Annotated in this window: 17 protein-coding genes; 14 read left to right on the forward strand and 3 right to left on the reverse strand. The window is 63.6% G+C overall.

Annotation, left to right across the window (positions count from 1 at the left end):
• Positions 1-76: 76 nt before the first annotated feature.
• Positions 77-1,117, forward strand: coding sequence for an exodeoxyribonuclease III (xth, locus tag BJD12_RS01560; RefSeq protein ID WP_005990999.1), 1,041 nt, complete (start codon positions 77-79; stop codon positions 1,115-1,117).
• A 236-nt stretch (positions 1,118-1,353) separates the two neighbouring features.
• Here xth and BJD12_RS01565 read toward each other — a convergent pair whose 3' ends face one another.
• Positions 1,354-1,629, reverse strand: a complete 276-nt coding sequence (locus BJD12_RS01565) for a hypothetical protein (RefSeq protein ID WP_042827853.1) — start codon at positions 1,627-1,629, stop codon at positions 1,354-1,356.
• A gap of 211 nt (positions 1,630-1,840) precedes the next feature.
• On the opposite strand from BJD12_RS01565, the gene BJD12_RS01570 reads away from it, so the two are divergent.
• The 3 genes from BJD12_RS01570 to BJD12_RS01580 are packed head-to-tail and all read left to right on the forward strand — an operon-like array spanning position 1,841 to position 4,047.
• Positions 1,841-3,097, forward strand: a complete 1,257-nt coding sequence (locus tag BJD12_RS01570) for a molybdopterin molybdotransferase MoeA (protein ID WP_005990996.1) — start codon at positions 1,841-1,843, stop codon at positions 3,095-3,097.
• A gap of 34 nt (positions 3,098-3,131) precedes the next feature.
• Complete coding sequence (locus BJD12_RS01575) at positions 3,132-3,701, forward strand: molybdenum cofactor guanylyltransferase (protein WP_005990993.1); 570 nt, start codon at positions 3,132-3,134, stop codon at positions 3,699-3,701.
• Positions 3,685-4,047 carry a hypothetical protein gene (locus BJD12_RS01580; protein WP_005990991.1) on the forward strand — a complete coding sequence of 121 codons (363 nt, stop codon included), beginning with the start codon at positions 3,685-3,687 and terminating at the stop codon, positions 4,045-4,047. Before BJD12_RS01575 ends, BJD12_RS01580 begins: the two co-directional genes overlap by 17 nt.
• 143 nt (positions 4,048-4,190) lie before the next feature.
• Here the strand turns inward: BJD12_RS01580 and BJD12_RS01585 are convergent, their stop codons facing one another.
• Positions 4,191-5,195 (reverse strand): NAD(P)-dependent oxidoreductase, encoded by a 1,005-nt coding sequence (locus tag BJD12_RS01585; RefSeq protein ID WP_005990989.1) that lies wholly within the window; start codon positions 5,193-5,195, stop codon positions 4,191-4,193.
• An 83-nt stretch (positions 5,196-5,278) separates the two neighbouring features.
• Here BJD12_RS01585 and BJD12_RS01590 point away from each other — a divergent pair, with 83 nt between their 5' ends.
• The 10 genes from BJD12_RS01590 (at position 5,279) to BJD12_RS01640 (ending at position 18,436) form a co-directional block, all read left to right on the forward strand.
• A complete protein-coding gene (locus BJD12_RS01590; RefSeq protein ID WP_039422298.1) occupies positions 5,279-5,851 on the forward strand; it encodes an ANTAR domain-containing response regulator in 573 nt (190 codons plus the stop codon).
• Between the two features lie 4 nt (positions 5,852-5,855).
• Positions 5,856-6,941 (forward strand): CmpA/NrtA family ABC transporter substrate-binding protein, encoded by a 1,086-nt coding sequence (locus BJD12_RS01595; RefSeq protein WP_005990985.1) that lies wholly within the window; start codon positions 5,856-5,858, stop codon positions 6,939-6,941.
• 867 nt (positions 6,942-7,808) lie between these two features.
• Complete coding sequence (locus BJD12_RS01605) at positions 7,809-8,978, forward strand: nitrate/nitrite transporter (protein WP_172797238.1); 1,170 nt, start codon at positions 7,809-7,811, stop codon at positions 8,976-8,978.
• A gap of 58 nt (positions 8,979-9,036) precedes the next feature.
• Positions 9,037-11,454, forward strand: a complete 2,418-nt coding sequence (nirB, locus tag BJD12_RS01610) for a nitrite reductase large subunit NirB (RefSeq protein ID WP_228861067.1) — start codon at positions 9,037-9,039, stop codon at positions 11,452-11,454.
• The gene (gene nirD, locus BJD12_RS01615) at positions 11,451-11,816 is read left to right on the forward strand and encodes a nitrite reductase small subunit NirD (RefSeq protein ID WP_005990981.1); all 366 of its coding nucleotides are present in this window, start codon (positions 11,451-11,453) and stop codon (positions 11,814-11,816) included. Before nirB ends, nirD begins: the two co-directional genes overlap by 4 nt.
• Positions 11,817-11,884: 68 nt before the next feature.
• Positions 11,885-14,620 (forward strand): nitrate reductase, encoded by a 2,736-nt coding sequence (locus BJD12_RS01620; protein ID WP_074059296.1) that lies wholly within the window; start codon positions 11,885-11,887, stop codon positions 14,618-14,620.
• A 65-nt stretch (positions 14,621-14,685) separates the two neighbouring features.
• Positions 14,686-15,432 carry a uroporphyrinogen-III C-methyltransferase gene (cobA, locus tag BJD12_RS01625; RefSeq protein WP_005990977.1) on the forward strand — a complete coding sequence of 249 codons (747 nt, stop codon included), beginning with the start codon at positions 14,686-14,688 and terminating at the stop codon, positions 15,430-15,432.
• Positions 15,433-16,044: 612 nt separating this feature from the next.
• Positions 16,045-16,302: a KGG domain-containing protein gene (locus BJD12_RS01630; protein WP_005990975.1), complete on the forward strand. Its 258-nt coding sequence runs from the start codon at positions 16,045-16,047 to the stop codon at positions 16,300-16,302.
• Positions 16,303-16,894: 592 nt separating this feature from the next.
• Positions 16,895-17,404: a ferritin-like domain-containing protein gene (locus BJD12_RS01635; RefSeq protein WP_039422264.1), complete on the forward strand. Its 510-nt coding sequence runs from the start codon at positions 16,895-16,897 to the stop codon at positions 17,402-17,404.
• Positions 17,405-17,515: 111 nt separating this feature from the next.
• Positions 17,516-18,436 (forward strand): M14 family metallopeptidase, encoded by a 921-nt coding sequence (locus BJD12_RS01640; RefSeq protein ID WP_039422261.1) that lies wholly within the window; start codon positions 17,516-17,518, stop codon positions 18,434-18,436.
• A gap of 115 nt (positions 18,437-18,551) precedes the next feature.
• On the opposite strand, the gene BJD12_RS01645 is transcribed toward BJD12_RS01640, so the two are convergent.
• Positions 18,552-20,363, reverse strand: a complete 1,812-nt coding sequence (locus BJD12_RS01645; protein WP_039422259.1) for an EAL domain-containing protein — start codon at positions 20,361-20,363, stop codon at positions 18,552-18,554.
• Positions 20,364-20,728 lie beyond the last annotated feature (365 nt).

Below are 20,728 nucleotides of genomic sequence, written 5' to 3' on the forward strand. Positions count from 1 at the left end.
ACCTCGCTTGAGCATCGGCTTCATGCGCCAGCCGCCATGCTGTGCCGTCACCGACCGCCCACAGAGCCGACATTCCATGGCAGGCACCACACGCAAGATCGCCACGTACAACGTCAATGGAATCGGCAGCAGATTGTCGCATCTGCTGGAATGGCTCACGCGTGAGCAGCCGGATATTGTGGGCCTGCAGGAACTGAAAGCTACCCAGGAGGCATTTCCGGAGCAGGCAATCCGCGATGCTGGCTATGGCGTGATTTGGCAAGGGCAGCGCGCATGGAACGGTGTGGCCCTGCTGGCCCGCGGCACCGACCCTATCGAGATTCGCCGGGGCTTGCCATGGGACCCGAGCGACACGCAGAGCCGGTATCTTGAGGCAGCGATTCACGGTGTGGTGGTGGCCTGCCTGTATCTGCCCAATGGCAACCCGCAGCCAGGGCCGAAATTCGACTACAAGCTTGCCTGGTTTCAGCGCCTTATCCGGCATGCGAAAACACTGGTGGGCTTGCCACATCCGGTGGCCTTGATCGGCGACTTCAATGTGGTGCCCACCGATGCGGACATCTACGACCCCAAGGGTTGGCGAAAGGATGCCTTGCTGCAACCGGAAAGCCGGCAGGCCTACCAGACGCTCGTGGAACAAGGGTGGACCGACAGCCTGTTGGCAGTATATGGCGATGCACCGATCTATACGTTCTGGGATTATTTTCGCCAGCACTTTGCGCGTGACCGTGGCCTGCGTATCGATCATTTGTTGCTCAATCGTGCGTTGGCGCCAGGTCTACTGGATGCGGGCGTCGACAAGTGGGTGCGTGCCCTGGAAAAGGCAAGCGACCATGCGCCGACCTGGATCAGCGTGCGTGTTCCCGATGAAGCGACCAAGCTGAGAGCAGGGGCTCAGGCCACATCGACGACGCGCAAGTTGAAAGCGACAAAAAACGCGCCAGCACGCCAATCGCCGGCCAAAAAAGCAGCAAAGGCCAGTTCGAAGCGCGGCGACAAAACGCCAGCGCGGCAAGCAGCGGCAAAGAAGAACGCCACGGGCGTGCCCGCTGCCAAAACCGCGAGCGCACGCAAGCGGACCGCCAAGAAAGACCCAAGTGCGGCTCGCGAGAAATAGCCATGACGGGCTGATCGATGCGCGGCTTATCAATGTTCGATACGGCTGCGGTCAGTAGGCAAGACCACGCCACAAGCCAATGTGGCCGCCGCCGTGCTCGTCGGTACACCGGGCCCAGCTGACAGACCGACTCGCAGACCGGTTGGCTAGGCGGACGCGAAGACACCATGCGCGCCTACGCCATCCTCGCCCAGGCGCGCTTGTCTGCCCAAGGTCCGATACCCCTAGCTCGTGCCTCAGCCAACATCGCCCAAGCGACCGCGCTTAATCCGCTGTAGGACATACCCGGTAATGGCCGTCAGCAGAATCAATGCGTTGCTGACGACAAACACGGCATTGCCGACGAGATAGCTATAGAGGATGAACAGCAGCGATGCGCTGATTTGACCGATGAACAACCAGCGCGACACACCGTGCGCTTCATCGGATGCCCACTGTTTGTAGATCTGGCGGATCAGGGTCGCGATCAGGATGGCACTGGCCATCCAGCCCAAAAGTTCGACTGAGTGCATGGGTCACGATATGAGGTGTGGCACGTCAGTCTGCGTCGGGCTCTGTAGGCAGTGTGTTCGAGCAGGGTCAAGCGATGTCGCGTTGATGCGAAGGGCATGGTTATGCGCCGAGGCCAAGCGGCGTCGCGACGACGCTACGAGCGGCGCTGTACCGGCTCCGCTGCAGGCCGCTATCCTAGTCAGGTCATCATCAGTCGGCATCGCATTACTCATGATCAGCTACGCCGAAGCCCTTGCCATCGTGCACCAGCAGGTTACTCCGCTGGCCAGCGAGTGGGTTGATAGCGCCGATGCCGAAGGGCGTGTGCTTGCACAACCGTTGCAGAGTCCTGCCGAGTTGCCGCCGTTCGATAACAGCGCCATGGATGGGTTCGCCATTGCTACATATGGACTAAGTGCGGTAGCAGGCAGCGAACATGAGGTAGCGGGCACAATCGCGGCAGGTGCAGATGCGGCGGCAGCGGAAGAGGGTGCTGCGTGGGAGATCATGACCGGTGCTGGCGTACCTGCGGGTGCCGATGCGGTAGTGCCGATCGAGCAGGTGGATGTCTTGCGTGCGCTGCATCACGCACAGCCCGGCCTTATCCGTCTACGTGCTGATGTGCGCGTGGGGCAGCATATTCGCCGCCGTGGAGACGACGTGCGTCTGGGTGATGTCGTGATGGATGCCGGTACCGTGCTGCGTGGCGCGCATTTGATGGTACTGGCCAGTCTGGGATGCGCGCAGGTCCAGGTCGTCCGGCGCCCACGGGTTGCGCTGATCGCGACGGGCCGCGAGTTGGTCAGCGATCCTGCGCAACCGCTGCAACCTGGCCAGATCCGCGATGGCACCAGTCGCTACCTGCACAGTCAGTTGCATGCAGCGGGCGCCCATGTTGTGTGGCAAGGGCAGGTGGGCGACGACGATGCAGCCTTCGATACCGCACTCGCACAGGCGCGCAATGCCGGCGCCGACGTGATCTTGAGTACCGGTGCGGTGTCGCGCGGTCGCTATGACTTCGTGCCCGACGCATTGGCGCGGCATGCGGCGCGCCTGCTGTTTCACAAGGTTGCCGTACGCCCGGGCAAGCCGGTGCTACTGGCCCGGTTTAGCGACGGCGTGTTGTATGTCGGCTTGCCGGGCAATCCCATGGCCAGCGCCGCCGGGCTGCGTTTTTTTGTCGAACCTGCCTTGCGCCGATTCTTAGGCATGCCGGCCGAGTGCGGCCTGCGCGTCGCCCTTGAGACACCGATGCAGGCGCGACCGATCTGGCGCCAGCATCTACGCGCACAGTTGTCCTGCAGAGCACTAGGCGCGCTGCGCGTGCAGATGCTGCCGCAACAGGAGTCGTTTCGCCTGGCGCCCTTACTGCAGGCCAATGTCTGGGCGGTGCTGGAGCCGCAGGACGAGGCCGCGGCGCCGAGCATGACGGCAGAGGTGTTCGGGTTGGGCCATCTGCATCCGGCAGCGCCGGTAGTGATTGCATGAGCCGCTACCCGCGCTACACAAGCGTGTTCACTACATGAGCGCTCCCTCTGCATGGACCGGCGTGGTGCTGGCCGGTGGCCGCTCGTCGCGGATGGGGCAGGACAAAGCCATGCTTCACTGGCGCGGGCGTCCATTGTTAGTGCAGATGCAGGCGGTGCTGCGCGACGCGGGCGCGCAGGATGTGCTTATCAGTGGCATTCGTCCAGGGTATGAGGGCATTGCCGACCTGCAGCCGGATCTGGGACCGTTGGGCGGGTTGGTCAGCGTGCTCGATCAGGTCGCCGATATGACCACGCTGGTGGTGGTGCCGGTGGACATGCCGCTGTTGACCACGCAGTTGATCGCACGGTTGCTGGCGCCCGCACAGCAGCGTTGTGTCGCGTTTGACGAGCAGATGCTGCCGATGCGCCTATGCATCGACGCGACCGTGCGTGAGGCGTTATCGACGTTGATGGCGGGTGAGGCATCGTCACGCTCGCTGCGCGCCTTGCAGCGTTCACTGCATTGCCATCGCGTGGCTGTGACCGACAGCGAACGCACCGCGTTCGTCAATTGCAATACGCCCGAGCAGTGGAGCCAGCTCATCCATGAAAATCCAGATTGAAGGCCAGCACCTGCGGTTCCGTATCGACGAAGCTGAACTCGCCATCTTGCTCGCGGGGCGCAGCGTCGACAACCTCAGTCGCCTGCCAAGCGGGCAGGGCGCCCGCCTGGTGCGGCATAGCGTGAGCCTGACCGGTGGACATGCCGCCTGCAATTGCGCCACCGATCACTGGCAATTGCTGGTGCCGCGCGACGCGCTGGAAGAGCACGCACGCCAATTGCCTAGTCGCGAAGGATTGAGTTTCAACTTCGATGCGGGCGCCGGGCATGCAGAGCCCATGGCGCTGCGCGTGACCTTCGATATCGATGTGCGCGATAGTGCGCGCAAGCGGCTTCCGAAACAGTGAGTTGACCGTTTGAGTAGGCCTGCGCTGCGTTCGTCCGGTTGGCGGACACGCAGCGAAGTCATCAGTGGCAATAGTGCGCACGCAATAGCTGTTGCCCGCGGTTGCCCAGCGCGAGGGCGCCGAGCGTCGATGGCGCTAACTGCTCAGCCTGTGGCTTGCTTACAGCGCTCGGTGCAAATCCCCGGTATGCGCTCGCAGGCAAGTCCGCGTGCCTGCAGTGCGGCTTCGATCGAGGCCGCTGCGACTGCGCAGTAGCCGGTGCCGCTGCGCAGCGCGACCACATGCAGGCCTTCGCCTGCCAGTTCCAGCAGCAGCGCATGGTGTGCCTGCGGCTCGGGCGGCAGTGCGCGCCGTGAAGCATCGCGGCGTGCCAGCTCGAGGATCGTGTCCGGCACGTCTGCGCCAACAAGCAGCACATCGGCCAGATTCATCGCACGCAACGCTTTCAATGTCAGCAGTCCAGGGTCGCCGGGGCCGGTGCCGACCAATTGCACGCTGCCACGCGCCGGAACGGTGCCGGCGTCGTCCAATGCCGCGTTGAAGGCGGCTTCGGCCGCGACATCGTCGCCGGCTTGCAGCAGCAACGGCACTTGCCCATCGATCACGCGATCGAACCAACGCCTGCGCCGGTTCATATCGGGGAACTGGTTGCGGATTCGTTCGCGGTGGCGCGCGAACAAACCAGCGAAGCGACCTACCGATACGTCCAGCTCGCGCTCGAGCCGCTCGCGCAGGCGGCGCGCCAGCATCGGCGCCGCACCGGCCGATGAAATGGCAACGACCAGCGGATCGCGGTCTACGATCGCGGGCACCTGGTATGTGGACAGCTCGGCATCGTCCACCACGTTGACCAGCCGCTGGCGCGCACCCGCGGCAGCAGCAACGCGCTGGTTCAAGTCGGTGTCGTCGGTGGCTGCGACCACCAGCCAGACCGTGTCGATCCATGACGGGTCGAACTGCCCGACCAGCTGCTCGAAGCGGCCGGCGCGCATCAGTTCCGCAAGCTCGGGCGAGAGCGCGTGCGCATACAGGCGGATCTGCGCGCCCGCCTTGAGCAGCGCGAGCACCTTGCGCGTGGCGACCTCGCCACCGCCAATCACCAGCACAGCGCGTCCCTGCAGGTTTGCGAACAACGGGAACAATGGCATCAGGCCTACTCCGAAAGATGACTCGCACCGACGGCATGTTGCATGGCACCATCGGGCCACGTCCACACGCCTCGCAGCCGCCAATGCGTGTTTTGCTGGTCAACGATACCGAAAAGCCCATTGGCGAACTGCGCCAGGCGCTGACGCGCGCCGGCTACACGGTGCTCGACGATGTGGCATCGGTCGGCGCGTTGCTGCATGCGGTGCAGAGCCAGCAGCCGGATGTCGTGGTGATCGACGTGGACTCGCCCTCGCGCGATACGCTGGAGCAGTTGTCGATGCTGCACGCCCATGCACCGCGCCCGGTGGTGATGTTCTCCGGCGATGGCGACGACGCCTTGATCCACGCTGCAGTGGGTGCAGGCGTCACCGCGTACGTGGTGGATGGGCTATCACCGGCGCGATTGGCGCCAATCGTGCAGGTGGCGCTGGCCCGGTTTGCGCACGAGAGCAGCATGCGCAAACGCCTGGACGATGTGCAGCAGGCCTTGCACGACCGCAAGCAGATCGACCGTGCCAAGGGTCTGCTGATGGAAAAACGTGGCCTTAGCGAGGCCGATGCTTACGCCGCGCTGCGTCAGCAGGCGATGAAGCAGGGTGTCAAGCTGGCCGAAGTGGCGCGACGCATCGTGGCCATGGCCGAGTTGTTGGGATGAACACATGAGCCAAGCCAACCTCCCCGTACTGCGCGTGGCCTACATGCCGCTGATCGACTGCGCCCCGTTGATCGCCGCGCAGCGGCTGGGCCTGGATCGCGCGCATGGCGTGCAACTTGACCTGCAACGGCAGGCCTCCTGGGCCGGCGTGCGCGATCGTCTGCTGGCGGGCGAGGTGGACGCGGCGCATACGCTCGCGAGCCTGGTGTATGCCATCGAGTTGGGCATTGCCGGGCCGCAATGCGCAATGGCGTTGCTGATGACGCTCAACCATAACGGCCAGGCGATCACCATGGCTCCTGGGTTGGCGCAAGCGCTTGTGGATGGTCGGCGCCTGCCCCAAGTCCTGGAGGGGCTGGGGCGACGTGCTGTCTTCGCACAAACCTTTCCCACCGGCACGCATGCGTTGTGGCTGTATTACTGGCTAGCCGCGGGTGGCGTAGACCCGATGCGCGATGTCGATGTGCTCAGCATTCCACCGCCGCAGATGCCCGAGGCACTGGCCAGCGGACTGATCGACGGCTACTGCTCCGGCGAACCTTGGGCGGCCGTGGCACAAGTCCAGGGCAGCGGGGCACGGGTGATCCGCAGTGGTCAGTTGTGGCCCGGTCATCCGGAAAAGGTGCTGGCCTGCCGGCGCGAATTTGCCGCCTTGCAGCCGGAGCTGGCCGAGCAACTGACGGCCTGCGTGCTGGAAGCATGTCGCTGGCTGGATGCCGCCGCGGACAACCGCGCGCAATGCGCACAGTGGCTGGCGGAGCCTCAACATATCGGCGTGTCGGCCTCGCATCTGGCAACGTGTCTGGATGCCGATGCCGATGCCGATGCCGCTGGTCAGGCAAATGATGCGACTTCGCTTGCGTTCCATCGCCACGGCATGGTGAACATGCCGTGGCTATCGGATGGCGAGTGGTTCCTGAGCCAGTTCCAGCGCTGGGGATGGCACGATATCCAGGACAACGATATTGCGCGGCTGCGCGATATCCATCGCTTGGACAACTATCGCAGCGCTGCGGCACGCGTGAATATCGCAGTGCCGGATAGCGATCATCGGCGCAATCTGTTGTTCGATGCACCTGGAAGCGACTGACACGGTCTGCTTGCTTGGTTCTTGTCCACCTACCGTCGCAGGACATGCAGTGAATCCGTCCCTGGAGGCTCTTACGCGGCATCCCTGCCGCATAAGGTCCCACGATGGTGGGTGGGCAAGGACCAGTGAAGAGGGGACCGACCAACGTTCGGGTACGGTGTCTTTACCGCGTGCGCGTCCCTGTGGCGGCATGGATGCCGCCACGGAGCGGCGTCGATGGATGGATTGACAGCGTGTCCCGCGAGCGGCAATGGCACCGTACCCTAGACGCGCCAGCGTCTGCCTGCATCCATAACGACGCGACGGCTCGACACATCGTCTGCCTGGCTATGGTTGGAAACCGAGGCTGCGCCCGCCTGTATTGTTAACGACCCTACGAACCCACATACGGCCTGCTACCTAGAGTCGGACAGTGCCGATGCATCTGTGACAGAGCTGCAGTCCATAGCTTCGCTGCGGTGTTTGAGATGCGTGCGACATGTGGATCTGGCATGGGCCCCAAATGATCGGCGCACGCTATTGGTGCATGGCCGCACGAAGCAGGGGAGTGGCAAGCCTCATCTGCCACGCTGGTAGCCGCAAGACATCTTTTGAAGTGCGCTGAAAGATTTTATTTTTCAATGATTTGCAGCAACGTGACGCTCGGATGAAGGACTTGGCACGCTGATTGCGTAGCACTCACTCGCGGGCGCAACGGCGTGCCTGCAACAACACGTACACGGTGCAGCGGTTCAACGGCGATCCGCACGCATCCAGGACAACGGCGTCCTTCCGGTTTACCGGAGGGGCGCCGTTTTTTTTTTGACCATCGCATTCGAAGAGGTCTCTATGCAGCGCTCGTTCTGGCGATCCGGGCACACGCCCACCTTGTTCGCTTCCTTCCTGTATTTCGACCTGAGCTTCATGGTGTGGTATCTGCTCGGTCCGTTGCAGGTGCCGATTGCGCGATCGCTGGGCCTGGATACACAGCAGCGCGCCCTGATGGTGGCCGTGCCGATCCTGTGCGGTGCGGTGCTGCGCCTGGTGCTGGGCATGTTTGCCGATCGCATCGGTGCCAAGCGTGCCGGCGTGCTTGCCCAGCTTGCGGTCATTGCGGCGTTGTTCGGTGCCTGGCAACTGGGCGTCAGCAGCATGGGGCAGGTGTTGATGCTGGGCGTACTGCTGGGCATTGCCGGTGCTTCGTTTGCGGTTGCATTGCCGCTCGCATCGCGCTGGTATCCACCCGAGCACCAGGGCACCGCGATGGGCATTGCCGGTGCAGGCAATTCCGGCACGGTGCTGGCGGCGTTGTTCGCCCCGATGCTGGCGGCCGCCTTCGGCTATCAAAACGTGTTCGGGCTGGCGTGCATCCCGTTGGTGCTGACGCTGATCGTGTTTGCGTCGATTGCCAAGGAGGCGCCTGCGCCGGTCGCGCGCAAGCAATGGTCCGATTACGGCCGCGTCCTGGTGGGTAACCGCGATGCGTGGCGCTTCATGTTTTTCTATGCGATCACCTTTGGTGGATTTTCCGGCTTTGCCAGCGCGTTGCCGGGCTACTTCCACGACCAGTTCGATTTCGATGCACGCACTGCGGGCTGGGCCACGGCCGCCTGCGTGCTGGCCGGCTCGGTGATGCGTCCGCTGGGTGGCGTGCTCGCCGACCGCGTCGGTGGCACGCGTGCCTTGCTGGCGGTGTATCTGCTGGTGGCCGCGCTGGTGGGCATCGCCGGGTTCGGTGCCGGTGGCGCCACGCTGACGCTGGCGTTGTTCGTGCTGACGTTGCTGTGTCTGGGCGCTGGAAATGGCGCGGTGTTTCAGCTGGTGCCGCAGCGCTTCGGCCAGGACATCGGCGTCATGACCGGTTTGATCGGTATGGCCGGCGGCATCGGCGGATTCGCGCTGGCCGCCAGCCTGGGCGTGCTCAAGCAACACACCGGCAGTTATGCAGTGGGCATGTGGCTATTTGCCGCGTTCGCCCTTGGGGGCTGGGCACTGCTGGCCGGCGTCAAGGCTCAGTGGCGCAACGAATGGTCCACCGCCGGCGCGGCGCGCGTCTGACATGTCGACAGGAATCCAGGCAATGAAGCAACCCAGACTCGTCATCATCGGTAACGGCATGGCGGGCATCCGCACCGTGGAAGAACTGCTCAAGCTGATGCCGGGCATGTACCACATCACCGTGTTCGGGGCCGAGCCGCATCCCAACTACAACCGCATCCTGCTGTCGCCGGTGTTGGCCGGGGAGCAGGAGTTCGACGACATCGTGCTCAACTCGCTGCAGTGGTATCGCGACAACGGCATCCATCTGCACCTGAATAAGGAAGTCACACGCATCGACCGGGTACGTCGCCGCGTCATTGCCGCCGATGGCACCGAAGCCGAGTACGACCGCCTGCTGATCGCTACTGGCTCGGTGCCGTTCGTACTGCCGATCCCGGGCAACGAGCTGAAGGGCGTGATCGGGTACCGCGATATCCAGGACACCCGCACCATGATCGACACCGCGCGCAGCAAGCAGCATGCGGTGGTGATCGGCGGCGGCCTGCTTGGTCTGGAAGCGGCCAATGGCTTGAAGGCGCGCGGCATGGACGTGACCGTGGTGCACCTGGCCGGCTGGCTGCTGGAACGCCAGCTCGACCCGGTGGCGGGCAGTCTGCTGCAGCAGGCACTGCGCGCACGTGGCCTGGAATTTCGCTTGAACACCGCAACCAGCGCGCTGCTCGGCAATGCGCAGGGCGAGGTGATCGGGGCCAGATTCGCCGATGGCAGCGAAATCCCTGCTGATCTGGTGGTGATGGCCGCCGGCATCCGCCCCAACACGCGCCTTGCCGAAGAAGCCGGCATCCATTGCTCGCGCGGCATCGTGGTCAACGACAGCCTGCAGAGCTTCGATCCACGCGTGTATGCGGTGGGCGAGTGCGCAAACCATCGTGGGATCGCCTACGGCCTGGTAGCGCCGTTGTTCGAGCAGGCCAAGGTCTGCGCGAACCATCTGGCGCAATTCGGCATCGGCATCTATCGCGGCTCGGTGGCGTCGACCAAGCTCAAGGTCACCGGCATCGATCTATTTTCCGCAGGTGATTTCATGGGCGGCGATGGCTGCGAGGAGATCGTGCTGTCCGACCCGGCCGGTGGTGTCTACAAGAAGCTGGTGATCCGCGACGATGTGCTGGTGGGGGCGTGCCTGTACGGCGACACCAGCGATGGCGGCTGGTACTTCAAGCTGCTCAAGGACGGCACGCCGATCCAGGCGCAGCGTGACCAGCTGATCTTTGGTGAAAGCGCGCTGGGAGACTCGGGCACCGGCGGTCAGGATCGTGCCAGCGCCATGTCAGACAGCGACGAGGTCTGCGGCTGCAACGGCGTGTGCAAGGGCACGATCGTCAAAGCCATCAGCGAGCAAGGGCTATTCACTGTCGACGAGGTGAAAAAGCACACCAAGGCCGCTAGTTCCTGCGGCTCTTGCACCGGCTTGGTCGAACAGATTCTGATGAACTGCCTGGGCTCCAACTTCCAGGAAACCCCGAAAACCAAGGCCGTCTGCGCGTGTACCGACCTCAGCCATGGCGAGGTGCGCCGCGCTATCCGCGAGCACAGGCTGCTCACCCATGCGCAGGCCTACGCGTTCATGGAATGGCGCACGCCCAACGGCTGCGCCACCTGCCGGCCGGCGATCAACTACTACATGCTCTCGACCTGGCCGCATGAGGCCATCGACGATCCGCAGTCGCGTTTCATCAACGAACGCGCGCACGCCAACATCCAGAAGGACGGCACCTTCTCGGTGATTCCGCAGATGAAGGGTGGGGTGACCAATGCGGGCGAGCTGCGCCGCATCGCCGATGTGGCAGACAAGTACGCGGTGCCGATGGTCAAGGTGACCGGCGGCCAGCGCATCGATCTGCTCGGCGTCAAGAAAGAGGATCTGGTGGATGTGTGGCGCGATCTGGGCATGCCGTCCGGCCATGCGTACGGCAAGTCGATCCGCACGGTAAAAACCTGCGTGGGCAGCGAGTTCTGCCGCTTCGGCACCCAGAACAGCACCCAGATGGGCATCGACCTGGAAACCATGCTGGCCAATATGTGGAGCCCGCACAAGGTGAAGCTTGCGGTGTCCGGTTGCCCGCGGAATTGCGCCGAATCCGGTATCAAGGACGTGGGCATCATCGCGGTCGATTCGGGCTGGGAACTGCATATTGGCGGCAATGGCGGCATCAAGACCGAGGTGGCGCGCTTTTTGGTCAAGGTGACAACCGCTGAGGAAGTGCGCGAATACACCGGCGCATTCCTGCAGCTGTACCGCGAGCAGGCCTATTACCTGGATCGCACCGTGCATTACATCGCACGGGTGGGGCTGGACTACATCCGCGCGCAGGTGGTGGACGACGCGGCCAACCGGCGTGCGCTGTACGAGCGCCTGCTGTATTCGCTCGAAGGCCTGGTCGACCCATGGAAAGCGCGCATCGCCGGCGAGCGCCGCCAGGAATATCTACCGCTGCGCATCGCAGCGCCTGCCGCAACCGTGGAGGGATGAGCATGCACAACGACGCATGGGTGCACGTGTGCGCGCTGCAGGAGTTGCCGATGCTGGGTGCGCGCGTGCTGGAAGTGGATGGTCTACCGGCGATCGCCGTTTTCCGCACAGCCAGCGACCAGGTGTTTGCGTTGCAAGACCGTTGCCCGCACAAGGGCGGGCCGTTGTCGCAAGGCATCGTGGCCGGCGACACCGTGACTTGCCCGCTGCATGGCTGGGCGATCGGCTTGCAAAGCGGGCAGGCCTGCGCACCGGATGTAGGCTGCGCGCCGCGCTACCCGATCAAGGTGGAGGCCGGTGCGGTGTGGATCGTGTTGCAGCCGGTGGCGCAGCCGGATGCTGTGACTGAGCCGGCAACATGAGCCAAGCTCTGTCACCACTGTCACCACTGTCGCCTGCCAGTCCAGCCCAGCCACGCATGGCAGGGCCGATGCATCGCATCACGCGCTCGACCTGTTGCTATTGCGGCGTGGGCTGCGGCGTACTGATCCACAGTGAGCACGATGCCGATCGCGAACGTATTGTAGGCATCGAAGGCGACCCGCTGCATCCGGCCAATCACGGCCGTCTGTGCAGCAAGGGTCTGGCGTTGCCGCAGACTGTTGCAAGTACGCAAGGGCGGGTTCTTGCACCGGAATTGCGCCGGCATCGGCAGGCACCGCGTGCGCCGGTGAGCTGGGAGCAGGCACTTACCCACGTCACCAGCAAACTGGCGGCCATCGTCCAGGCGCATGGCCCGGATTCGGTGGCGTTCTATCTGTCGGGGCAGTTGCTCACTGAGGACTATTACGTCTTCAACAAGTTGGCCAAGGGCCTGATCGGCACCAACAACATCGACACCAACTCGCGCCTGTGCATGTCCAGTGCGGTCACCGCTTACAAGCTTGCACTCGGCGCCGACGGCCCGCCGACCTGTTACGAAGATCTGGAGCTGGCGCACACGGTGGTGTTTGCGGGCAGCAACATGGCGTACGCGCATCCGGTGCTGTTTCGCAGGCTCGAAGAGGCGCGCGCTCGCAACCCGGACATTCGCTGGATCGTAATCGACCCTCGGCGTACCGATACCGCGGCCATGGCCGACCTGCACCTGGCAATCGAACCCGGCACCGACGTCGCTTTGTTCAACGGCATGCTGCATCACCTGATCTGGGAGGGTCTGGTGGATGCGCGCTTCGTTGCGGCGAGCACGCAGGAGTTCGATGCCCTCAAGCGGATGTTGCGCGAGTACACCCCGCGCATGAGCGCCGAGATCTGCGGAATCTCGCACGAGGACCTGGTGCAGGCGGCCGAGTGGTTCGGGCGTAGTCCAGCGGCGCTGTCGCTGTATTGCATGGGCTTGAATCAATCCGCGCACGGCACCGACAAGAACCTTGCGCTGATCAATCTGCATCTGGCCACCGGTCAGATCGGCAAGCCGGGGGCAGGGCCGTTTTCGTTGACCGGCCAGCCCAATGCGATGGGCGGGCGGGAAGTGGGCGGCATGGCGACGATGCTGGCGGCACACCGGGAGATCGGTAATGCGGAGCATCGTGCCGAGGTCGAACGGCTGTGGGACGTGCCGGCGGGGCGCATTTCGCCAAACCCGGGCACGCCGGCGGTGGCGTTGTTCGAGCGGCTGCGCGCCGGCAGCTTGAAGGCGGTGTGGATCGTCTGCACCAACCCCGTGCATTCGATGCCGGACGTGGCCGGCATTCGCGCCGCGCTGGAACAGGCCGAACTGGTGATCGTGCAGGACGCCTTCTCCGGTACCGACACCGTGCCCTATGCCGACGTCTTGCTGCCGGCGGCCAGTTGGGGCGAGAAGGATGGCACGGTCACCAATTCCGAACGCCGCATCACCCGCGTCCGCAAGGCGGTAGAAGCGCCTGGACAGGCGCGTGCCGATTGGTGGATCGCCAACGAAGTTGCCCGACGACTGGAGGCGCGGCTGGCACCGGCCACCGGTGCCGGCCTGTTCGCCTTCGACAGCACCGCACAGATCTTCGACGAGCATCGTGCGTTGACGGTAGGGCGCGACCTGGATATGGGGGGCGTGGATTACGCAGTGCTGGACCAGAGTCCGCAGCAATGGCCGTTTCCCGCAGGCGCCACGCAAGGGCAGGCGCGCCGCTATACCGATGGCGTGTTCGCCACTGCCGATGGCCGTGCGCGATTTCATGCAACGCCGTATCGCAAAGTGGCCGAAGCCACGTCGGCACGTTTTCCGATGCGCCTGCTCACCGGTCGCCTGCGCGACCAATGGCATGGCATGTCGCGTACCGGGCGCGTCGCCGCGGCCTACGCCCATAGCCCGGAACCGTCCTTGCGCATGCATCCGGACGATGCCACGCGTCGCGGGCTGGTGGCCGGCGAATTGGTGCAGGTCGCCAGCAAGCGCGGTGCGTTGGTGCTGCCGCTGGAACTATCCGACGAACTGCGCTCGGGGACCGTGTTTGCCGCAATGCACTGGAGCGGGCAGACACTGTCCAGTGGCGGCATCAACGAAGTCAGCACGCCGGCAGTGGATACGCGCTCGTACCAGCCCGAGCTCAAGCATGCGGCAGTACGCGTGGAGAAAGCCGTGTTCGGCTGGCATCTGCTGGCGGCACGTCGCGGCGATGCACTGGCGATGCAGCAGGCGCTGCAGCCGCTGCTACGTGAGTGCGGCTATGCCAGCCTGCGTTTGCATGCCGAACCGCTCGACGATGGCGGCGGGCAGTGGGCGGTGCTGCAAGCGGCGTGCGAGCGCGCGCCCGATGCGGCGTGGATCGACCGTCTGATCGCCGCGTTGCAATTGCCGGCCGGGCCGGACGTTCTGGAATACCGCGATCTGCGCCGTGGATTGATGCGTCGCGTCGGCTGGCGCACGCAAGACGACCAGAGCCATATCGATGGCCTGCTGTTGACCGCCGCACAGCCCAGCGACGCCGACCGGTCGCTGCTGACCCTCGCCCTGGCTGGCAAGCCCTGGCCGGGTGCCCGGCTGGCCGTATTTGCCCCCACACGTGCCGCACCCAGCGACCCCATCGTGTGTACCTGCATGCATGTCACAGCCAGGGCGATTCATACGGCCATCAACGATGGCGCTGACGTCGCGCAGCTCAAGCAACGGCTGGGCTGCGGAACCATCTGCGGCTCCTGCATTCCGCAACTGACCCGGCTATGCCGCCAACCGCGGCTGGCCTGATGCACTTCATCCCTCCACACACTGCGAGATCTCTCATGTCCGTCACCCCTTGCTGCGCGCGTGATGTGGTGCTGTTGTCCGCCGGCCCCGGCGATCTGGAACTGCTCACCATCAAGGCGGTAAGGGCGTTGGCAGTGGCGCAGGTGCTGTTGCTCGACGACCTGGCCAACCCCGACATCGTCGAGCTGGCACCACATGCGCGCGTGATCCGGGTCGGCAAACGCGGTGGTTGCCGCTCCACGCCGCAGGAATTCATCTGCCGGTTGATGCGGCGTTATGCGTTGCAGGGCCTGCGCGTGGTGCGGGTCAAGGGCGGCGATGCCTTGTTATTTGGGCGCGCCGGCGAAGAGATCGCCTTTCTGCGCGCCGCCGGTGTCGGCGTGCAGGTGATCAATGGGGTCAGCGCGGCATTCGCGGCGGCGGCGGCGCTTGAGGTATCACTGACCCATCGCGCGCATTGTCACGGCATCACCTTCGTCACCGCGCATACGCACGACCACGGCGGGCCAAACTGGGGTGCGCTGGCGGCCAGCGGTACAACGCTGGGCATCTACATGGGCTTGCGCCGCGCAGATGCGTTGGCGACGGCGCTGCTGGCGTATCTGCCTGCCAGTACGCCAGCTGCCATTGTGCAGGCAGCCACCAGGCCGGAGCAGCAGCGCAGGCTGACCACGCTTGGCGAGCTGGGAACGACTGCCGCAGCGCTATTGCCGGGTCTGCCGACCCTGCTGCTGGTGGGCGACGCATTGTCTGAGGCATCACTGGCCTGCGACGACCGCTTCGGTGCGACATTGCAGCAGGCGGCTGGATGACCTGGAGGTGGGCCGTTGCCGCCGCTGACTCTTGTGGCCACTGAATGCGCTCGTTCCACCGAGCATCGGCACGCGCGTGGCATGCGAATCGCGATGTTCCTGGTTTAAGCGGGCCGCGAGATGTGTGCAGCGTCGATCCTTGAACGGTCGTGGTCCGAGCCTTTGTGCAAAACGCAGCCGCAGGCCGGGCACTTGCTGTGTGTGCCGGCATCCGGTCCCCTGCGCAAACCGTTCCCGCGCTCTCGGATGCAACTGGCGCCGCCCTCGCTCGACCGCCGAAGTGCGGCATCGCATCGTTTAGTACATCTGGTGCAGGTGCGATCACGCTGGGCTTTCTGCTTTCTGCTTTCCACCGCGGACGCCGATCGATAGATGCACGGGTGCACATCGCCTCGGCAAGCAGCGATCCTCATCCCGCATTGGTAGCACTACGCCATCTACACCCTCCCAGCGGTCCAGCATCGTCAGGTGTGCAAGATTTGCGCAGCGAGCGCAGCGGTTTCTTCCTGCATGGGCTCGTCTACCGCCACGCCGCCTGTATTTGCGGGTTGGCACGAATGTTGCGTCAAGCCCCTCACCGAATGACGTACCGATGCATCGAGAGGAGGCACAGTGGAAGACGGACAAAACAGTACTCGTAGCCGGCGCGGTTTTGCCGCATTGGATCCGGAGAAGCGTCGCGTGCTGGCCAGCAGCGGTGGAAAGGCGGCGCACGCCAGCGGCAATGCACATGAATTCACCAGCGACGAAGCCCGCGAGGCAGGCCGTAAGGGTGGCCAGGCAGTGAGCCGCGACCGCGATCATATGTCGCGTATCGGCAGCAAAGGCGGACGCTCCAAGCAGGCCAAGCCGCAGGAAGAATCCGCTTAATCGACGGGCAAGCACGCAAACGCGTGCGGTATGATTTAGGGGACGCAGGCTCTGCGCTGTGACGGCGTGGAGCCTGTTGCTTTAGGCGCAAGCCTATGATTCCACACCACGTAAAAAAACAATCGATTTCACTCAAACAGCCTTGGTGGATGTCGGTAAAACCGGTGTGGTCGTGCGTCGCTCATAACTGGTTGATGCGCAAAGCATTGCCAATGCGTCGGAAAATTTTGCAGCGTTGGGGACGCCCGCTAACGATTGCAGGGAAAATTTTCCAGCTCCTACAACTGGATGCGCATGCGTCGGCAGAATTTGCACACCTCACGGTAGGCGTATCTAGTCGCGCGTTCGGATCTCCGCCATCGAGCACACGCTAACTAACGAGCTCGACTGGTTGTCGCTGCGGCTCGCGAAGTATCCGAGCGCGACAACGTTGCGCCTTGTACATCGCGCGATAAGCGCAGGGCTCCCTGCTCTGACGGCCTGCTATATCAACGGCATGTGCACGACCAACACGGCGTCCACCCGAAGCAGCCATGATTTTCATGCCAAGCCCGGCAGGCTTGAGCCATCGCAAACAAACAGGAGATGTCGCATGGCCGAACCCCGAGAAAACCTGATGGACTGGTTGCGCGATGCGCATGCAATGGAGCAGCAGGCAGAGCAGATGCTCAAGGCCCAGGCCGCGCGCATCGAGCACTATCCGAAACTCAAGGCACGCATCGAAGAACATCTTCAAGAAACCTTGGGCCAGCAACGCTTGGTGGAATCGTGCATCGAACGCCTGGGCGGGTCGCCTTCCGTCATCAAGGACGCCATGGGCAAGATGGCCGCGTTTGGTCAGGCCATGGGGGGAATGACCACCTCCGACGAGATCGTCAAGGGCGCGATGGCCAGCTATGTGTTCGAAAATCTCGAGATCGCTACCTACACCGCATTGCTAGGTGCAGCCAAGACGGTGGGCGACATCGAAACCCAGCGTGTCTGCGAGCAGATTTTGCCTCAGGAGCAGGCCATGGCCGACTGGCTGCTTGCCCATTTGCCCGAGCTGACAGAAGAGTTTCTGGTGCGCGACGCTACACCGGGCGTGACCGCCAAAAAATAGGCCGTGATCCGACGCCGTAGGTCGCTGAGAAGCCCCGCATGATTGCGGGGCTTTTTTCTTTCTGCGCGGCGAGCGCTTACCCTTGATGCTTTCAAACAATGCAACGTGATCATGACAACGCATCTCCACTATCCGATCGGTACTCCTGGCCAGCCGTGGGGCGATGACGAACGCATGGCCTGGCGTGCGCGTCAGGTGGTGCGACGCAGCTATGCAGCCGAGGTGGTACAGATCATCGAGGCATTGGATGAGCGCTACCAACGCGTGCAATACGGCACCATCGCGGCGGACGCTGCACAGTACCCGCTGCTGGCATTGCGCAGTGCTGGCTGGGACAGCGCGCTGCCCTGCGCACTGGTCACAGGTGGCGTGCATGGCTACGAGACCAGTGGCGTGCAAGGCGCGTTGCTGTTTTTACAGCACCAGGCGGCGGACTATGTGGGTAGGATCAACCTGCTGGTTGCGCCATGCATCAATCCCTGGGGCTATGAGCGTATCCAGCGCTGGAATGCCAACGCGGTGGATCCAAACCGTTCGTTCCGTGACGACAGTCCGGCTGCAGAGTCGGCGGCTTTGATGCAACTGGTTGCTGCAACTGCTGGCAACATACTGGTGCATATCGACCTGCACGAGACCACCGATAGCGACGAAAGCGAGTTCCGTCCAGCACTGGCGGCGCGCGATGGCAAGCCGTTCGTGCCTGGCAGCATCCCGGATGGGTTCTATCTGGTGGGCGATAGCGAAGACCCGCAGCCCGCGTTTCAGCAGGCGGTGATCGCGGCGGTGGAGCAGGTCACGCATATCGCACCGGCCGATGCACAGGGGCAGATCATCGGTGCGCCGGTCACCGGTCATGGCGTGATCAATTACCCGGTGCGACGCCTGGGCCTGTGTGCCGGCGTCACCGATGCGCGCTATCGCACCACCACCGAGGTATATCCGGATAGTCCGCGCGCCACGCCGGAGCAGTGCAACGCTGCACAGGTTGCGGCGATTTGTGCGGCGCTGGATTACGCGCTCTCGGAGGCGTGAATCCACGCAAGCCACATGCCGAGCGCACGCTTGCGACGCGCCTCGGCAGCCTGTGTCCTGAAGGCGAGTAGGTGATGTCGACCGGCGTGACCCAGCGCAATCACGCCGCGTTGGCTCAGGACAGGCGTTGCTGCGCCCTGGCGTCCTGCATATACGCCGCGACCAGTGGCGCTTCCATCGGCCTGGACAGCAGATACCCCTGTGCCTCGTCGCAGCCCCAGCTGCGCAGCAACGCAATTTCGTCGGCATGCTCGACACCTTCGGCAACGGTGCGATAGCCGAGTGCGCTGGCCATGCGCACCACCGCTTCTGCACGCATCTGCATCCCGGTCTTGTTGGCAATGCCGGTCACCAGCGAGCGATCCAGCTTGAGCACATTGACGGGCAACTCGGTGAGGTAACCGAAATTGCTGTAGCCGGTACCAAAATCGTCGATGGCCACGCTGACGCCAGCGTCGCGGAGCGCGCGCAGGCGCGGAACGGCTTCGACGTTGCTGCGCAACCAGCGGCCTTCGGTGATTTCCAGCTCGATCCGGTGGGTGGGGATGGCCAGCTCCTTGCAGCGCTTGATCACATCGGCGGCAAGATTGATGTTGCCGAAATCGCGGGAGGACAGATTGATCGAGATCGAAAAATCCAGGCCTTGCGCGCGCCATTGCGATAGCTGCACCAACGCACTTTCGATCACCCAGTTGGTGACCGTGCACATCAGCGCGGTCTTTTCGAACAATGGAATGAACTCGTCCGGGCCGATCGGCCCCAGGCTGGCATGCCGCCAGCGCAGCAGCGCTTCGAACCCGATGACCGACAGATCCTGCAGGTTGATGCGTGGCTGGAACACCAAACGGAAATCGCCAGCGTCCAGTGCTTTTTCCGCATCCAGCGCCAATCGATACGAGCGCTGGATGGCGTCGTCCTGCGATGCGCTATACCAGCACACCACCGCGTTGTTGCTGATGGCATCGCCCAGCGATACCAGGCCCTTGCGCATTACATCGTTGGTGTCTGGCTGTTGCGGTGCAAAGCGCACCACGCCGGCATGGAAGGTCAGCGACATCGGCACCCCGGCGGCGTCCACCGGCTTGTGCAGCATGTCGCGCAAATCCAGCAACAGGTCTTCCATTTCGTCGGGCGCGGAATTGAGCAGGAAAAACGCAAAGCGCATCGAGGCGACGTGATAGACGGTCGCCTTGCCGCGCAGTGCACGCGTCAGCACGCAGCTGGCATGACGGGTCAGTTCTTCCAGCGGCTGCATGCCCAGCGCCTGGCGGGCCTCATTGGCCGCCTGCGTATCGTAGACCTCGATAAACGCCGCGATGGTCGGCACGCTGTGGCTGCCGAAGGCCAGGGCGTCCAGATCCGCTTGCAGCTGGCGCGCGTTGAGCAGGCCGCTATGCGGCTCGCGCCTGCCCGCGCCGAACTGCAGCTCCAGCTGCGCAGCGGCCACGTTGGCAAACATCAGCAGCTGCTGATGTTCCTGGCTGGCAAGGCGGCGCTCGCGCGTGTCGATCACGCACAGCGTGCCGGTGATACCGGCTTGCGGCGCACCGACCGGGACGCAGGCAATAAACCGGGCAGGCAGCCCAGGGAAGGCGGCATCGCCCAGTTGAATCGGCGCGAGTGCCGCATGTTCGATCAACTCTGTCACGCCATTGGCGGCGGCAGGTGCGCGCCGACACAGCGCGATGGCGTGCTCGACCTGGTGGGTACTGATGCCACGCGATGCGAGCACCCGCATACGGCCGGCCTCGGTAATGGTCAGCGCAGCCGCGGGCGCGACCAGCGCATGGCAGAGCAGGCGGGCGATCTGTTCGAGCGGTTCCATCCCGCCGAGATCGATCGGCACGCCTGACCAATCGAATTGGCGTTCCGGCGATTTGTCTCCCGAAGCAAGCGTCATGTCGTCAGGGTCCGTGTTGAAGATCACACACTGCAGGGCTACTAGAAACAAACCGAGGTCATCGACAAGTGACGAGCGGGGCCATGCTGCCACCGCAAGCGGTCGCGTCCGTAAGCAAAACAAAAAAATAATCGATAGGCGCTGTTCGTCTCGCTGTAAGCCGTGGCTGGTACAAATACCGCATTCCACCTGCTGGCGTCGACCGCTAATTGGTTTTATCGATCCAAACGGACTCAGGCAGGCCGGTCTTAACCGCCACGTATTTTGCAGTGCGGAATAACCTTGTAGCGTCTGCTTATGTGGTTCGGCCAGCTATCATGCGGCTGGGCATGGACCGGTTCGCTCAAGTCTGCGAACTCAGTAAGTAAATCAGCTTCAGCGCACACAAATAA

Source organism: Xanthomonas vesicatoria ATCC 35937 (genome assembly GCF_001908725.1).
In the GTDB taxonomy this organism is placed as follows: Bacteria; Pseudomonadota; Gammaproteobacteria; order Xanthomonadales; family Xanthomonadaceae; genus Xanthomonas; species Xanthomonas vesicatoria.

Excerpts from the sequence above, each read along its gene's own strand:
- xth (WP_005990999.1), top strand. The coding sequence starts at position 77 with ATGGCAGGCACCACACGCAAGATCGCCACGTACAACGTCAATGGAATC.
- BJD12_RS01565 (WP_042827853.1), bottom strand. The coding sequence starts at position 1,629 with ATGCACTCAGTCGAACTTTTGGGCTGGATGGCCAGTGCCATCCTGATC.
- BJD12_RS01570 (WP_005990996.1), top strand. The coding sequence starts at position 1,841 with ATGATCAGCTACGCCGAAGCCCTTGCCATCGTGCACCAGCAGGTTACT.
- BJD12_RS01575 (WP_005990993.1), top strand. The coding sequence starts at position 3,132 with ATGAGCGCTCCCTCTGCATGGACCGGCGTGGTGCTGGCCGGTGGCCGC.
- BJD12_RS01580 (WP_005990991.1), top strand. The coding sequence starts at position 3,685 with ATGAAAATCCAGATTGAAGGCCAGCACCTGCGGTTCCGTATCGACGAA.
- BJD12_RS01585 (WP_005990989.1), bottom strand. The coding sequence starts at position 5,195 with ATGCCATTGTTCCCGTTGTTCGCAAACCTGCAGGGACGCGCTGTGCTG.
- BJD12_RS01590 (WP_039422298.1), top strand. The coding sequence starts at position 5,279 with ATGCGTGTTTTGCTGGTCAACGATACCGAAAAGCCCATTGGCGAACTG.
- BJD12_RS01595 (WP_005990985.1), top strand. The coding sequence starts at position 5,856 with ATGAGCCAAGCCAACCTCCCCGTACTGCGCGTGGCCTACATGCCGCTG.
- nirB (WP_228861067.1), top strand. The coding sequence starts at position 9,037 with ATGGCGGGCATCCGCACCGTGGAAGAACTGCTCAAGCTGATGCCGGGC.
- nirD (WP_005990981.1), top strand. The coding sequence starts at position 11,451 with ATGAGCATGCACAACGACGCATGGGTGCACGTGTGCGCGCTGCAGGAG.
- BJD12_RS01620 (WP_074059296.1), top strand. The coding sequence starts at position 11,885 with ATGCATCGCATCACGCGCTCGACCTGTTGCTATTGCGGCGTGGGCTGC.
- BJD12_RS01635 (WP_039422264.1), top strand. The coding sequence starts at position 16,895 with ATGGCCGAACCCCGAGAAAACCTGATGGACTGGTTGCGCGATGCGCAT.
- BJD12_RS01640 (WP_039422261.1), top strand. The coding sequence starts at position 17,516 with ATGACAACGCATCTCCACTATCCGATCGGTACTCCTGGCCAGCCGTGG.